A 15,893-nucleotide genomic window follows, 5' to 3' on the forward strand; every position below is an offset into this window, starting at 1 on the left:
TCACTTCACATCAACGAAGAGTACGGTAATGAAAAAAGTCGTTTTACTACAAACTAGCATGGTGTCATTCGATACCTTCAATCGTTTGTTTCGAGAAGTGATACCCGAGGCCGAGGTCTCGAATCTCGTCGACGAAGATCTCCTCGACACGTTGAACCGGAACCGGGGAATTACGCCCTCAATCATCCAGCGCATCGCCCAGTATTGTGTCGCTGCCGAGGCCGCGGGCGCTGACGTGATATTCAGCCAGTGCTCTTCGACTCGTGAAGGCATCGAATGTGCGCGGAAAATGACCCAGATTCCGATCGTGATGGTCGATGACGGCATGGCAGAGAAAGCCGTCACCATCGGCTCGCGAATCGGCGTTGCAGCTACCGCGGCGGCGACGCTCAAACCGACATCGGCGGCGCTCACGCAGGCGGCGCAGAGAGTGGGCAAGACGATTTCTGTCAAAACCTATCTGGCTGATGGCGCCTTGGACGTCTTGATGAAGGAAAAGAACCGCGAGAAACACGATCGGCTCGTTCTCGATTATCTCAGGGCGGCCGAGAAAGAGAATGACGTCATCGTTCTGGCGCAGGGCAGTATGGTCACCTTGGAGCCTTACCTTTCGGAGATGGCGGTTCCTGTGCTGACCAGTCCGCGCCTCGGCGTCGAGAAGGTACGCGAGATTCTGTTTCCCTGCCGGTGATGCACGCCCGAGCGCGGGCATCGGTTTGTACACAAGCGAGAATGACTGAATGGACGACCAAAAAATCAGGCACCTGCAGGCTACGGCTCAACAGCTTCGCCGCAACGTACTGGAAATGATCGGGATCGGAAAAGCCGGGCATTGGGGGGGCTCCAGCTCACTCGCGGAAACCATGGCGGTGCTCTATTTTCATGCCATGAGGGTAGATGCGCGTGAGCCATGCAACCCGGCGCGTGACAGGTTGGTTCTCTCGAAGGGGCATGCTGTGCTGATCCAGTACGCTGCGCTGTGCGAGCTGGGGTATTTCCCTCGTGAAGAGTTGAAGCGGGTAAAGAGCCTGGATGGCTTGCTCCAAGGGCACCCTGACCTGACGATCCCAGGCATCGAGGCGGTCACCGGGTCTCTTGGCCAGGGGCTCTCGATTGGCGTTGGCATGGCGTTGGCGCTTCGTCTTGAAAAGCGCCCGGCGCACGTCTTCGTGATCATGGGCGATGGAGAGCAATCAGAGGGCCAACTTTGGGAGGCAGCCATGGCTGCCAGCAACTTCGAGGTGGATAACCTTACGGCTTTCATCGATCTGAACCGGATTCAAGCAACCGGGCACACGGATGAAGTCTTCCGTATTCCCGATCTGGTGCAGAAATGGAACTCGTTTGGCTGGGAAGTGCTTAACGCGCGCGGGCACGACGTTACCAGCATTGCGGAGAACATCGACAAGGCAAGGTCCATCAAGGGCAAGCCAGCTCTGATAATCCTCGAGACGATCAAAGGGAAGGGGGTGTCGTTCGCCGAAAATACAGCGACATATCACAACGGGGTCTTTGACGATGCTCGATTCGCGCAAGCGATGCACGAAATCGCTCTGGCCACTGACATGAGAGAAGAGGTGGCGTGATGGAGACAAAAAGCCTGCGGCTAGCGTATGGCGAGGCGCTCGTCGAAGAAGGACGAGCCAACACGGATATCGTCGTGCTCGAAGCTGACCTTGGCAAGTCGACAATGTCCTGTCTCTTCAAGGATGCCTATCCGGAACGCTATTTCGAGATGGGCATTGCGGAGCAGAACATGGCATCGACGGCGGCCGGCATGGCGCTCGCCGGGAAAGTGCCCTTTTACAGCACCTTTGCTGTATTCGCGGCGGGGCGTGCCTACGACCAGATCCGTTGTGCCATCGCAATACCAGAGGCAAACGTGCGCATCTGCGGTTCAAGCTGCGGCCTTTCGGATTTTGGGGATGGCAAGACACACCAGTCGGTCGAAGATGCAAATATCATGTGTTCGATTCCCAACATGACCGTCCTTAATCCTTGCGATGCCGTTGAAACGCGCAAGATGGTTCGCGCGATGTTGTCGCACAAAGGCCCGGTGTATATCCGGATCAACAGAAACGAACTTCCGGTTTACACGGCTGCGGATACCGACTATGAGATTGGTCGCATGTACCGAATCCGTAAAGGATCGGATGTGGTGATCTTTGCCACCGGCTCCATGGTTTGGAAATCGATGCTCGCTGCGGACCTTCTCGAGGCCGCAGGAATTTCGGCCGAGGTGGTGAACGTGAGTTCGTTGAAGCCGCTCAGGAAGGAAGAAATCCTCAAATACACGCTCGGGAAGAAAGCGATTGTCACTGCTGAAGAGGCAAATCGCATCGGAGGTCTCGGCTGCGCGATTGCTGGCCTGATCATCGGCGAGGTTCACCTGCCTTTCGCCCAGGTAGCGATTGATGACCAATTCGGCACTTCGGCGTATGGCTACGATGAATTGCTTGAGCGTTACGGCTTGACGGAGCGACACATTGCTGAAGCGGCTTGCGGGGCGATAGCCAAACGGGCCATACGCCACTAGAAGATCAGCATTTTGGACAATCGGAGCAAAGGCGGAGGAACTCGATAACGCTCACGGGAGCGATGCCGGGAAAAGGACTTTGCGTCTTCAGGATTGCAGGGCGGTCTCGGTCGATTTGGCGGTTTTCAATCGAAACACGGTCAGTACTCATAAAAGGAGCGTCACATGGGAGCGTTGAACCGTCTGATCCATTTCGTGGAATGGATCTTGGTGGGGATGTTTGGGGTGATGGCGATACTGGTGTTTGGGAACGTGGTGTTGCGGTACGGATTCAACTCCGGGATTGTGTTTTCGGAGGAAGTGGCGCGTTTCATGTTCATGTGGCTGACGTTGATCGGAGCACTGATGGTCATGAAGGATCATGGCCACCTGGGCATGAGCAGCGTGGTGAGCCACTTTGGCGAGGCCGGGCAACGGATATGCCGGTTCCTGGCGGACCTGATGACCCTGATCTGCTGCCTTCTGCTGGCACACGGCACCTGGAAGCAGATGATCATCGGCATGGACGACCACGCCCCGGTGACCGGCATTCCGATGGGGATCGTTCAGTCCGCCCTGTTGATTTCCAGTGTCGGCATGTCGTTTGTCCTCGGATACGGCCTGTGGCGTCTTGTGACCCGGCGCATGAAGGCCGACGAACTTGTCCCCTTTAGCGGCAGCGTCGGCGAATAGGTCAGCGGAAGGAATAGAAATGACCATTGCCACCTTCCTCTTTTCATTGCTCGGAGCCATGGCGCTCGGAGCGCCCATCGCCTTCTCGCTTCTCATCTGCGGCGTTGCGCTGATGCTCCAGATGAACAACTTCGATACCCAGATCATTGCCCAGAACCTGCTCGAAGGAGCCAACAACTACCCGTTGATGGCGGTTCCCTTCTTCATGCTTACGGGCGAACTGATGAACGCGGGGGGGCTATCAAGGCGGATTGTCGAAGTGGCCGACGCTCTCGTTGGACATGTCCGGGGTGGGTTGGGCTACGTCGCGATCATTACGGCGGCCGTGGTCGCTAGCATCTCGGGTTCTGCCGTCGCGGATACCGCGGCTGTGGCCGCACTCCTTATCCCGATGATGCGCAACGCAGGGTACAACGTCCCACGGTCGGCTGGCCTGATCGCCTCGGCCGGTTGCATCGCCCCCGTCGTTCCGCCGTCGATCCCGCTCGTTGTCTTCGGAGTAACCACCCAACTTTCGATCACTAAGCTGTTCATGGCCGGCATCTTTCCCGGAATCCTGATGGCGCTGACTCTCTCCACCACCTGGTGGCTCGTCGCCAAGAAAGAACCGGGAGGCCGACAGCACGCCTTCGATCTTCGCCGTTTTCTTACGGCGTTGCGCAATGGCGTCTGGGCGCTGGTACTGCCCTTCGTTATCATCGGCGGCATGAAAGCCGGCGTATTCACCCCGACGGAGGCGGCCGTCGTCGCCGTTTTCTACTCACTGTTTACCGGCCTGTTTGTGTATCGCGAACTGGACTACCGCCAAGTGCCGAGCCTTATGCTCGCTGCGCTCAAGACCTCGAGCACCATCATGTTCCTGGTTGCCTGCGCGATGGTTTCCGCCTGGCTGATTACGATTGCCGACATTCCGGCACAGACCGTGGCCCTGCTCAAACCGTTCATGGACAGCCCGATCGTGCTGATGCTCGTGATCACGGTCCTGGTCATCATCGTCGGCACGGCGCTGGATCTGATGCCGACGGTGCTTATTCTGGGCCCTATACTGGTGCCGGTGGTCAAGCAGGCAGGGATTGATCCGTACTACTTTGGCGTCTTGTTCATCATGAACAATGCCATTGGCTTGCTCACCCCGCCTGTGGGTACGGTACTCAACGTTGTCGCGGGAGTATCGAAAGAATCGCTCGACAAGGTGATCACGGGGGTTTGGCCCTTCCTGCTTGCTGAAACCGTCCTCATGTTCATCCTCGTGCTCTTCCCCGCACTCGTTACCGTTCCCATGAAGTGGCTGATGTAACGCCGTAGCGCGCGTAATTAGACTTCGGCCGACGACGGGAAACCCCATCCGGATGTCGGCCGTTTTTTGAGCAGCCGCTTATGTCATCTTATGCTTCTCCGTACGCCTCAGCGGTACGAGCCGCTGTACATCTCTACCTTGGCGGCGTTTGCGCGCGTAACGTATCCCGGCCCGGAATCGATGTGGCGTTTGCCGAAGGAGCGCAACTCGATGTCGTAGTCGGACATCCGCTTGTGCAGCTTCATGTTGGTGTATAGGGCGAGCTTGTTGATCGAGAGATCAAGGTTCTTGTTGCGCAGGGTGATGGCCATCATCGCTACAGAGAGGTAGCCCTGAAGGTAGGGCTGCTGGTCGATTGCAAAGGCTATTTGTCCCGCTTTCACTGCGCTCGTGATGGCGTTCGAAAGATCGAAAGTCACGATGTATGGCTTTTTCTCGAGCTTGACGCTCTTCAACGCGGCGAGCGTCGCATGTGCCGGCTGCGGGCCGAGGGCGAGCAGCGCGTCCGCGGAGTTGCCGTGGGTACTAAGGTAAGCCGAGATTGCCGCCTCGATGCCCTTGTCGTCGGTCGGTAGCGTCAGTTCGTTCGCCTTCGATAGTCCCAGTCCCTTGGCAAAACCCTGGCAGCGCTCATGCGAGGCCGGGTTGTTGGAATAGTGGTTGAGGCACACGAACGACTTCACACCCTCCTGAGCGGCCCTTTGTCCCGCAAGAACACCAGCCTCGAATTCAGGCTGGCCGATATGCAGCAGGGCGCCGACCGACTCGCTCTGTTCGTACGTGCCGGAGTTGTAGGTGATGAGCGGAATCTTGTATTTCTGCGTGACGCGCGTCAGCGGGTCCTTGAGTACCTTGTAGTCACCGATCGTCGAGATGATGCCGTCCGGTTTCGATTCGGCCGCGGCGTCGATGATCTTTGCCATTTCCTCGATGCTGCCGTCCTTTGGATTGCGGAACTCGACGCGGACACCGTAGTCCTCCGCCGCCTGTTTGATCGAGTTGCGGATCGTGTTCCACCACGAGTCGGCGTCGGGTGCGTGGGAGATGAAGACGATCCGCTCCTCGGATAGCGCCATACCGTGCGGCAAGGCCAGGAAAACGGCCAGGATCGGTACGGCGCAAATGCGAGCCAAGTCTAGGCGCGATACTGCATTGAACATGTTGTTCCCCTCCATTGTTATCAGCGAAAAAGCGGTGGGCGCCCGGCGCAAGTAGGCCGTTTCTTGTTTTATGTGCCAAGACGCATGACGTTTGGCAGATTGATGCTCCCTCGGATCGATTATATCGATGGGTGATCGAACGGGAAAAAACTAATTCCCCCTCGATCTCGCACCCGTTCCGGAGGCGAGAAGAGAACGATCGGCTAATGGGAGCAACCCGGATGCGTCTCCAAGCGGTACGCGCAATTTTCTTGCGCGAGTTTGGTCTACCTTATGGGTGAAGGGGGAGAAGTCCATGCGAAGCGATACTCATCGCGGCGCATGGCTGAGTGCGAGAGCAAGGAGACGACAATGACAGCGGCGATCACGGCGGAACTGCGAAAGGCGATACGGGCCGCGTATCGCCGCGATGAAGCGGCCTGCATGGAGGACATCGGGCGCGAGGCCATGGCGGCCGAGTATGACCGGGGCGAGGCGCGTACCTTGGCCTTAACGCTGATCGAAAGTGTGCGCCGTCGGCGAGCGAGGGCCGGGGGCGCTGACCGCTTGATGCACGAATTCTCGCCCGATACGCGGGAAGGGGTGGCACTGATGTGTCTTGCCGAGGCTCTCCTGCGCGTTCCGGACGCGCCAACGGCCGATCGGCTCATCCGCGACAAGATCGGGTACGCCGACTGGAAATCACACCTCGGCAATCCCTCGCTCTTCGTGAACGCCGCGACTTGGGGGCTGATGCTCGGCAGCAAGTTGCTGACCGCGGACGACCGCGACGGCGAACGCGGTGTTCTCGGCAGCACGCTTGGCGGCATTCTCGCCCGCGGCGGCGAACCGGCGGTACGAGTCGGCGTCGAGTTCGCTGCGCGGCGATTGGCGCAGCAATATGTGATGGCGCCGACGATAGAAGCCGCGCTGGTGCGTGCCGCATCAGCGGAAGCGCGTGGGTACCGCTACTCGTTCGATGTGCTCGGCGAAGCGGCGATGACCGCCGAAGAGGCAGAGCGTTATGAGCGGGACTACGCGAAAGCGATCGAAACCGTCGGGCGCGCGAGCCGCGGCCGCGGGGTAAAGCTGGGGCCTGGCATTTCGGTCAAGCTCTCCGCGTTGCACCCGCGCTACACCCACCGTCAGCACGACCGCGTAATGGCCGAGTTGCTGCCAAGGCTGGTCGGGCTTGCCCGGCTCGCCCGGGAACACGACGTCGGGATATCCATTGACGCTGAAGAGGCCGATCGTCTTGAACTCTCGCTTGATCTTTTTGCCGCGCTTGCCGAGGAAAAGTCACTGTCCGGTTGGGACGGCCTTGGCTTTGTCGTCCAGGCCTACCAGAAGCGTGCCCCGTTCGTCGTCGATTGGTTGATCGATCTTGCGCGGCGCCGGAAGACACGGCTCATGGTCCGGCTGGTCAAGGGGGCTTACTGGGATAGCGAGATCAAGCGAGCCCAGGCCGACGGGCTGAGTGACTTTCCTGTCTTTACTCGCAAAGTGCACACGGATGTCGTTTATCTCGCTTGCGCGCAGCGACTGTTGCACGCCGCGGAAGCGGTCTATCCGCAATTTGCCACGCACAATGCCTATGCTGTCGCTGCACTTGCGCATATGGCGCGTGCGGCCCGGGTTGAGGATTACGAGTTCCAATGTCTGCATGGCATGGGCGAGACCCTTTACGACGAAATTGTCGGCAAGGAAAAGCTCGGAAAGGCTTGTCGGATCTATGCGCCGGTAGGTACCCACGACACTCTTTTGCCGTACCTCGTCCGTCGCCTGCTGGAGAACGGTGCCAACAATGCGTTCGTCCGCCAATTGGCCGACGCCTCAATTCCGCTCGACCGACTGGTCGAGGATCCCCTCGATACGATGCGACGGGAAGGCGAGGGGCCGCACCCGGCGATTCTGTTACCTGGGCAACTGTATGGCCCACGGCGATTGAATTCGGAGGGCGTCGACCTTTCGGACGATCCGACCATCGACCGACTCGGGGCGGCGCTGATGGGCCTGGCCGCGCAACGCTGGATCGCCGAACCGCTCGTCGCTGGGATGAACGCCTTCGGCACGGAACCGGGCCAAGCCGGCTTGGCTGCCGGCAGTTGTCGGGTCAGTCAACCCATCGTCAATCCGGCAGACCGGGACGATACCGTCGGCCGGGTTTTTGCAGCGACACCCGAACAGGCCGATATGGCCGTAACCCGGGCGGTCGAATTCGCCGACACCTGGTGGCGCACCCCGGTTGCGGAGCGCGCGGCGGCGTTACGCCGGGCAGCCGATTTGTTCGAGCGCGAACGCGACACCCTGATCAGCCTGTGCATTCGAGAAGCCGGCAAGACCTGGAGCAATGCAATCGCTGAAGTGCGCGAAGCGGTTGACGCCTGCCGTTATTACGCCGAGCAATTGATCGAAAGCGGCGACCGACCGGGGTCGACATGGGCGGGTTCCGGCGAGGGAGTGGGACGACATCCGCAGGAAGGTGTTCGCCGTCCTGCCGGAAGCGGCTTCGCGCGGCACGAGGCCCCGCTTCCGCGCAACGCGGCGCGTACCGTGTTCGATGAGCTTCTCACCGAAACTCACGGTTCGCCGTTGCTCGCCTACCCCGAGCGCGGCCGCCTGCCCAGCGGAGAACCGGCCCCGGGGCCGGTGGTATGCGTCAGCCCGTGGAATTTCCCCTTGGCGATTTTCGTCGCGCAGATTGCCGGCGCATTGGCGGCCGGCCGTACCGTCATTGCCAAACCGGCCGGACAGACACCACTCGTTGCCAGCTTCGCCGTTGAACGTCTGCGCGAAGCCGGAATTCCCGACGCGGCGCTTCAGTTTCTTCCTGGCAGCGGGGCGAGTGTGGGGGCACCGCTGATTGCCGACGAGCGGGTCAGCGGTGTCCTGTTCACCGGTTCTACGGAAGTGGCGCGAGGTATCGAGCGAACGTTGGCGACCCGGCCTGGCAGTTGCCTCATTGCCGAAACCGGCGGGCAGAACGCAATGATCGTGGACTCCACGGCGCTCCCCGAGCAGGTCGTGGCCGACGTGCTGGCCTCGGGCTTCGACAGCGCGGGTCAGCGCTGTTCGGCGCTGCGCGTGCTCTGCCTGCAGAACGACATCGCCGAGCGGACTTTGACGATGTTGCGTGCGGCGATGCGCGAGTTGGCCGTTGGCGATCCGGCTCGGTTGGATACCGATGTGGGGCCCGTGATCGACGCGGCGGCGCGCGCCGCGCTGCTTGCTCACGTGGAGACAATGCGCCATCGCGGAAAAAGAATTTATGAGGTCGATTTGCCCGATGCTTGCGGCGCGGGCTGTTTCGTTCCGCCGACGCTGATCGAGATCGATTCGCTCGCCGAACTTGAGCAGGAAGTGTTCGGGCCGATAGTCCATGTGCTGCGCTTCGACGCCGGACGACTCGACGAACTGATCGACGCGATCAATGCCACGGGATACGGCCTCACGCTCGGCATTCACAGCCGCATCGACGAAACCGTGCGACGTATTTCGAGCCGGGTACACGTCGGGAACGTCTATGTCAATCGCAACATGATCGGCGCGGTTGTCGGCGTTCAGCCCTTCGGTGGCGAAGGGCTGTCGGGAACCGGCCCCAAGGCGGGCGGCCCGCTTTACGTACACCGTTTGCTCGGCAGCGAGAACGTCCTGCCGGCCGATTACGGCGCCGTACGCGAAGCGGACCCGCTGCACGGCGACACGTTGTTCTCGCGTCTGACGAAGTGGGCATTCTCGAGCGGACGGCGCGATCTTGTTCGCTATTGCACGGCCTATGCCGAGCTAACGCCCTTCGGTGCGCGTGTCGACTTGCCCGGGCCGACGGGGGAACGCAACACGCTGACCTTCGCGCCGCGCGGGCGTTTGCTGTGCGAGGCGAGCGACGCGGGGAGGTTATTGAACGCCCTGGCGGCCGCTTTCGCCACGGGCAACGAAGTAGCCGTCCCCGACAACTCGGTGGCAAGGTCGATACTGGCGAACATCCTGCCGCGTGACATCGCTTCGCGGATCATGGTTCGTACAGTGGAAGAAGCCGCTGGCCTGGCCGGCGTCCTGTGTGCAGACGCCACGGCGGAGGCAGCTTGGCGAATGCGGTTCGCGGCGGAGGAAGGGCCGTTGCGCCCTGTTTACACGCCGGGACCGGCAACCGGCCTGTACCCCCTTTACCGGATGATGGTCGAGCGCGTGGTGAGCGTGAACACGACGGCGTCGGGAGGCAACACGAGCCTGATGATGCTCGGCGCCTGAGGTACGGTTCGGGCCCCGGGGGGCGGACAGCCGGAACCGTACCGAGTCGCAGGTGCGACTCTAGGCGTCGATGTCGTCGGCGAGCAAGCCGCGCTTGTTGCGGATACCGGCTATGGCGCCGGCAACGAAAATGACGAGCGCTACCACCAGCAGGCCGCAGGCGAGCGGGCGACCGAGGAAGCCGAGCGGGCTGCCGTAGAAGTAGATCAACGACTGCACGAGCGAGTTCTCGATCATCTTGCCGAGCACGAACGTGAGCACGATGGGGGCCATCGGGATGTCGATCTTCTTCATGATGTAGCCGATGACGCCGAACACGATCATCACCCAGATATCCCAAATACGGTTGCCGGTGCAGTAAGCGCCGACCACCGACACAATGACGATGCCGGGATACATGAACGCCGGCGGGATCATGGCCACCTTGCCCCAGATGCGGGCGAGCGGCAGGTTCATGATCAGGAGCATGACGTTGCCGATGAACATGCTGGCAATCACGGCCCACACGAAGTTGGCGTTGTTCTGGAAGAGCATCGGTCCGGGCGTCAGGCCGTGCATGATGAACGCGCCGAAGAGGATGGCGATCGTCGGCGAACTCGGGATGCCGATCGTAAACAGCGGAATCAATGCGCCACCGCAGTACGAGTTGTTCGCCGTCTCCGGCCCCGCGACGCCTTCGATGGCGCCTTTGCCGAAACGCGACGGATCCTTGGCGAGCTTTTTCTCGATCGAGTACGACAGGATCGCCGGGATGACCGAGTTGGAACCGGGGATCAGGCCGATCAGGAAGCCGAGGCCCGTGCCGCGACCGATCGCCTTCAGCGTCGGCAGCCATTCTTCGCGCTCGGGGAGCAGCTTGCCGACCTTGGGCAGTGCACCGAGGTGCATGGCCTGTTCCATCCCGATCATGACTTCCGAGATGCCGAACAGCCCCATCGAGATGACGACGAAGTCGAGGCCTTCGACAAGGTTCGGCTCGCCGAACGTGAAACGCAGGTTACCGGTGAGCGGGTCCATGCCGACCAGCGACAAGCTCAGGCCGATGAGCATCGAGATGAGGCCGCGCAGCAGTGACTTGCCCATCAGGCCGACAACCATGACGAGGCCGACGACCATCAGCGCGAAGAACTCCGGAGGACCGAAACCCAGAGCCATTTCGGCGAGCGGCGGGCCGATGAAGACGATGCCGAACATCGAAATCGTCCCGCCGATGAACGAGCCGATCCCGGCCACTCCCAGCGCCGTACCGGCCCGGCCTTGACGTGCCATCGGATACCCGTCGAAGCAGGTCGTCACGGAGGCCGCTTCACCGGGTGTGTTGATCAACACCGAGGTGACTGTGCCCCCGTACATCGCACCGTAGTAGATGCCGGAAAGCATGATGATCGCCGGGATGGCGTCCATCGAAAACGTGATCGGGAGGAGAAGAGCGATGCCGGTCGTCGGGCCGAGGCCGGGCAGAATGCCGACAAGCATTCCGATGGTGACGCCGAGCAGGCAATAGAACAGGTTCCACCCCATCATCGCCGTGTTGAAGCCGTCGAGCAACGGCATGATCGAATCCACGCTACCTCCTACCAGCCAAAATCGTTAACGGGCAGTGATACGCCCAGCAGGGTCTGGAAGGCCACGAGAAGCAACACGGCCACCAACACCGACGACGCCAATGCGAAATACCATTTGAATTTGCGCATGGTCATGAGAAAGATGAGCTGAGTCGCCGCGACGACGAATCCAACCGTCTCGACGACCAGAGCGAAGATGCACAGCCCGCCGAGCATCAGGAAGATGTCAGCGCGTGCATGGGCGGGCGGCCACAGATCGGCGAGCTTCACGCTCTCGTCCTGCGCCGCACTCTTGGCCGAATCCCAGATGTAGCAAAGAGAAACGACAAACAGAATTCCGCTCAGCCAGAGCGGCAGGAATCCCGGGCCGGGGCCCATGGGATTCGAATAATTGAGCGTCAGGGACTGCTGGAACAGCACGCCTGAATAGGCCAGCAGACATACCCCCGCCCAGACACCGGCATTCTTGATCAACGCTAAACCTCCGAGAAGCGGCGCCCGCGCGGCGCCGCGCATTTCCCTGTTTCCGCTTCCGCCGGGCAGGCGGCGGTTTGAGCCACTGTCGGCCGCTTGCCCGGGGACTTGCCTTTTATTTCTTGTTGATGCTTTCGACGACAGGCTGCAGAACTTTCATGTCGGCTTCGACCATCGCCTTGAAATCGGCGGGGTTCTTGTACTCGATGCCGAGGAACGACTTGTTCATGAACTCCACGAACTTGGGATCCTTGACCGCCTGCGCGACGGCGTTCTCCAACACCTTGGTCACCTCGTCCGACGTCTGCGGCGGTACGGCGATGCCGCGATAGGTGCCGCAGAAGATGCTGAGACCGCGCTCCTTGAAGGTCGGTACGTCCTTCAGTCCTTCGACGCGCTTCTCGGCCATCACGGCGAGCGGGCGCAGCTTCCCGGCTTCCACCTGGGCCTTGATCTCACCCGGGTTGTAGATGCCGAAATCGGAACGCCCGCCGAGGATTTCCGTCATTGCCGGCGCGGCACCCTGGAAGGGCACGGTAACGAAATTGACGCCAGCCTCGATGGAGAATTGCACGCCGTAGAAATTCGGGGCCGAGGCGGCAGCGAACTTCAGCTTGCCCGGGTTGGCCTTCATCGCGGAGATCAGATCTTCGATCGTCTTGTACGACGACTCGGACGAAACCACGACCACTTCCGGATCGACGTTGACGTTGCCGACGTATTTGAAGTCGAGCGTCTTGAAGGGGGCCTGACCGAGCATCGGCAGGATGGCCACTTCACGCGTGACCATCGTGATCGTGTAGCCGTCCGGCTTGGCGCGCAGGCCTTCGTTCATGCCCACGGCGCCGGCGCCGCCCGTCTTGTTCACCACGACGACGTCCTGCTTCAGGATGTTCTTCATTGATTCGGCAAGCACGCGTCCGACAGCGTCTGTGCCGCCGCCGGCGGCGTAAGGCACGATAAGCTGAATCGGTTTGCTTGGGTACTTGTCCGCGGCTTGCGCCGTGGTCGTGAAAGCGGAGAACGCGGCCGAGATGGCCAACAGGCCGGCCGGCAACAACGACAATTTTCTTTTCATTTCGACACTCCTCTATCGGCTGGTTGAATTACGGAGCGGGGGTTTGCCCGCTGGGGTTCGAACTCCGCTGGAAACACGCGGCACATGCCGCAGGCATTCCATCGCTCGGCAACGTCACAGGGCTTCTCCCAGATTCTTTTCGAGAATCGCCCGTACGCGCTTCTTGTCATTGTCCTGAAGCGGCTTGAACGGTCCGCGGCAGGCGCCGCAGTCGACGCCGCGCAAGGTCATCGCGTACTTGACGGCGCTGAAGACGCCAACCTCGACCATCGTCTCGATGATCTCGTTCGCTTCGCGCTGCAAGCGGAAAGCCTCGGCGTTGCGGCCCGCCTGGAACGCATCGCGGAGGATGATGAACTTTCTTGCCATGAAGTTCACCGTGCTGCCGATCATCCCCGTGGCCCCCATGGAGAGTCCGGAGAGGAAGGCTTCGTCATAACCGTTGAGCGCGATCAACTTGGGGTTGTGGGCCAGCACGCGCTCCAGTTCGTACATGTTGGTGTTCGTGTGCTTGAGCGCAACGACCCGCGGGTGCTTGAACAATTCGCGGATCGGCCCCTGCGTCATGTTGATCCCCGTAAATGCGGGGATGTTGTAGACGACGAGCGGCATATCGGAGGACTCGATCAGATCGAGGTAATACGCGATGACTTCCTCTGTCGTGTATTTGAAGTAGATCGGCGGCACGGACGATATCGCATCGGCGCCATTTGCCTTGGCGTGCAGTGTCAGGCGCCGCGCCGCGTCGGTGCCGCCAGCTCCCGTGTGCACGATGACGTTCACGCGGCCGGCCGCGTGGTCGAGTACGGTCTCGGCAACGCACTTACGTTCGTCTTCGGTGAGCAGGAACGATTCGGCAGTCGAGCCGCCGACATAAAGGCCGTCGACACCCTGATCGATTTCGAAATCGACAAGTGTCTTCAGGACGCTGTAATTGACCTCGCCGTTGGGCGCCATCGGCGTCGGCAGGGCAGGGTAGATGCCGTTCAGGTTCTTCATCGCGCGCTCCCGTTTACCAAGCCGTCCAGCCGCCGTCGACGACGAGGTTGGAGCCCGTCATGTAGCGCGATGCGTCGGACGCGAGGAAAACGAGCGCGCCGTTGAATTCGTCTTCTTCTGCCATGCGGCCCATCGGCATGCGCTGGCAATAGTTGGTCTGGAATTCCTTGTCCTGCGTGTCGCGGCGCACGCCCGACGGCGTGAGGATGTTGACGCGCACGCCCTTACGGCCCCAGTACGTGGCCAGATAACGCGTGAAGTTGTACAGGCCGGACTTCGATGCGCAGTAAGCCACCGGTTTGACGAAGGGGGTGCCGGTCTTTTCCGCCTTGTAGGCGTAGATGTCCTGAACCGGCGAGAGCATGCCGTAGATCGAACCGATGTTGATCACCGAGCCGCGCCCTTCGCGGGCCATTGCGCCGCCGATGACCTGGCAGCACAGGAAGGTACCCGTCATGTTCACTTCAAGCACTTCACGCCACACATCTTCCGGGAATTCCTCGAACGGACCGGAGACTTCGGGCGGGGCACTCGGCTGCGTATCGAGGCCGGCGTTATTCACCAGCACGTGCGGAACGCCCCATTTGGCGACCACTTGCTCCAGGCCGGCTTTCACGGAGGCCTTTTTCGTTATGTCTACGGGGCAGAAGATGACGCGTCCGGTATCGACTGGGAAACGCTCACGCAATACTGCTTCATCCGGGATGCGGCGGTTGAAGATGGCGACCCGCGCCCCGCGGTCGATGAGTTCCAGGGCGAACTGGCGGCCGATCTGGCCAAGGGCGCCGGTAACGACGACTATGCGGTCGGTGAGGTCGAAGACGTCTTTGCGGTTCATTGGATACCTTTCTTTTCCTTTCTTGTTGCGTTGCGAGAGCCCTTCAGTGCCAGGGTAGCCGGCTACGGTTCTCGGTGTTTCGTGTCGTCGTCGGACGGGTAGGGCGCTATTGGCCAGCGCCGAGCGACATGTCCTCCAGCGCCTTGAACAGGTGGCTCTTCATGTAGCGCTGGGCCCCAGCCGAATCGCGTTTCTGCAAGGCGGCGACGATTTTCCGGTGCGGCCCCACGGCGTTGCGGGCGTGTGTTTCCACCCGGAACGTCCGTTCTCGGAAATCTCTGAACGCCTCGATGACGAGGTTATTCAGGTCGATCAGGAGTAGGTTGTGGGAGGCTTCGCCGATCGCTCCGTGAAACCTCGCATCGAGGTCGCCGAGCTTTTCGCCGATGGCTTCGGTGAACGGTCCGGAAGCGAGTGTGGCTTCGTATTCCTTGCGGATGGCGTCGATCTGCGTGATGTCTTCGTCGGTGGCGCGTTCCACGGCGAGGCGCACGGCGAGCGGCTCGAGCTGCATGCGCACTTCGATCAGGTCGGCTACTTCGGTCTTGCGGCTGCCGAGCCACGAGAGAATCCGATGCACCGGCGTTTCAAGCGTCTTGCGCTTGAGGAAGGCGCCGCGCCCCGGCTCGATCTTGACGTAGCCCATCACCTGCAGAGCCTTGATCGCTTCGCGTACCGTCGAACGGCCGACACGTAATTGATCGCACAGATCCATCTCGGTCGGGAGCTTGTCGCCTTCCTTGATCGCATCCGTCAAGAAGAACTTTGTCAGTTCCTTCACCACCATGTCAGTTTGCGACACGCGCTTGATCGGTTCCATGCCCGTCCCGTTATTTTGTCAGATTGTCTGATGTCATGCTGTCGGGCGAAAGATTAGCGCTGGTTCCGATACGAGGTCAATCGATTTCTTGCCGTACGCCACCCTTTTTGCTCTTGTATTCCAGGTAAAACAGTTGGTTACGTTTTGTTCGTCAAGCTTTGTCGAGGGTCCGAAACGTAAGTCTCGGCCGTTGGCGAGGGTCTGGAGTCCAGATCTTTCGTCAAGAA

Annotated in this window: 13 protein-coding genes; 6 read left to right on the forward strand and 7 right to left on the reverse strand. The window is 60.5% G+C overall.

The annotated features are described in order from the left end of the window. The first annotated feature begins 28 nt into the window (after positions 1-28). The 5 genes from NZ453_RS10390 to NZ453_RS10410 all read left to right on the forward strand — a co-directional run bounded on the left by NZ453_RS10390 (position 29) and on the right by NZ453_RS10410 (position 4,505). Positions 29-691 carry an aspartate/glutamate racemase family protein gene (locus tag NZ453_RS10390; RefSeq protein WP_263770486.1) on the forward strand — a complete coding sequence of 221 codons (663 nt, stop codon included), beginning with the start codon at positions 29-31 and terminating at the stop codon, positions 689-691. Between the two features lie 49 nt (positions 692-740). Next, the gene (locus tag NZ453_RS10395; protein ID WP_263770487.1) at positions 741-1,586 is read left to right on the forward strand and encodes a transketolase; all 846 of its coding nucleotides are present in this window, start codon (positions 741-743) and stop codon (positions 1,584-1,586) included. Beyond that, positions 1,586-2,536, forward strand: coding sequence for a transketolase family protein (locus tag NZ453_RS10400; protein WP_263770530.1), 951 nt, complete (start codon positions 1,586-1,588; stop codon positions 2,534-2,536). Before NZ453_RS10395 ends, NZ453_RS10400 begins: the two co-directional genes overlap by 1 nt. 165 nt (positions 2,537-2,701) lie before the next feature. Beyond that, on the forward strand, positions 2,702-3,208 hold the full coding sequence (locus tag NZ453_RS10405; protein WP_263770488.1) for a TRAP transporter small permease: 507 nt from the start codon (positions 2,702-2,704) through the stop codon (positions 3,206-3,208). A 19-nt stretch (positions 3,209-3,227) separates the two neighbouring features. After that, positions 3,228-4,505: a TRAP transporter large permease gene (locus NZ453_RS10410; RefSeq protein WP_263770489.1), complete on the forward strand. Its 1,278-nt coding sequence runs from the start codon at positions 3,228-3,230 to the stop codon at positions 4,503-4,505. Positions 4,506-4,612: 107 nt separating this feature from the next. Here the strand turns inward: NZ453_RS10410 and NZ453_RS10415 are convergent, their stop codons facing one another. Continuing rightward, on the reverse strand, positions 4,613-5,665 hold the full coding sequence (locus NZ453_RS10415) for a sugar ABC transporter substrate-binding protein (RefSeq protein ID WP_263770490.1): 1,053 nt from the start codon (positions 5,663-5,665) through the stop codon (positions 4,613-4,615). A 351-nt stretch (positions 5,666-6,016) separates the two neighbouring features. On the opposite strand from NZ453_RS10415, the gene putA reads away from it, so the two are divergent. Continuing rightward, a complete protein-coding gene (putA, locus tag NZ453_RS10420) occupies positions 6,017-9,892 on the forward strand; it encodes a bifunctional proline dehydrogenase/L-glutamate gamma-semialdehyde dehydrogenase PutA (protein ID WP_263770491.1) in 3,876 nt (1,291 codons plus the stop codon). Positions 9,893-9,952: 60 nt separating this feature from the next. On the opposite strand, the gene NZ453_RS10425 is transcribed toward putA, so the two are convergent. From NZ453_RS10425 to NZ453_RS10450, 6 genes are all read right to left on the reverse strand, one after another. Then, positions 9,953-11,458, reverse strand: a complete 1,506-nt coding sequence (locus tag NZ453_RS10425) for a tripartite tricarboxylate transporter permease (RefSeq protein ID WP_263770492.1) — start codon at positions 11,456-11,458, stop codon at positions 9,953-9,955. 8 nt (positions 11,459-11,466) lie between these two features. Beyond that, positions 11,467-11,973: a tripartite tricarboxylate transporter TctB family protein gene (locus tag NZ453_RS10430; protein WP_263770493.1), complete on the reverse strand. Its 507-nt coding sequence runs from the start codon at positions 11,971-11,973 to the stop codon at positions 11,467-11,469. Positions 11,974-12,046: 73 nt separating this feature from the next. Further along, entirely contained in the window at positions 12,047-13,009 is a 963-nt protein-coding gene (locus tag NZ453_RS10435; protein WP_263770494.1) for a Bug family tripartite tricarboxylate transporter substrate binding protein, read from the reverse strand. A 114-nt stretch (positions 13,010-13,123) separates the two neighbouring features. Beyond that, positions 13,124-14,008, reverse strand: coding sequence for an N-acetylneuraminate lyase (locus tag NZ453_RS10440; protein WP_263770495.1), 885 nt, complete (start codon positions 14,006-14,008; stop codon positions 13,124-13,126). A gap of 13 nt (positions 14,009-14,021) precedes the next feature. Then, the gene (locus NZ453_RS10445) at positions 14,022-14,846 is read right to left on the reverse strand and encodes an SDR family oxidoreductase (RefSeq protein ID WP_263770496.1); all 825 of its coding nucleotides are present in this window, start codon (positions 14,844-14,846) and stop codon (positions 14,022-14,024) included. A gap of 106 nt (positions 14,847-14,952) precedes the next feature. Next, positions 14,953-15,666: a FadR/GntR family transcriptional regulator gene (locus NZ453_RS10450; RefSeq protein ID WP_263770497.1), complete on the reverse strand. Its 714-nt coding sequence runs from the start codon at positions 15,664-15,666 to the stop codon at positions 14,953-14,955. Between the last annotated feature and the right edge of the window lie 227 nt (positions 15,667-15,893).

The organism is Propionivibrio soli, from assembly GCF_025770765.1.
Taxonomy (GTDB): domain Bacteria; phylum Pseudomonadota; class Gammaproteobacteria; order Burkholderiales; family Rhodocyclaceae; genus Propionivibrio; species Propionivibrio soli.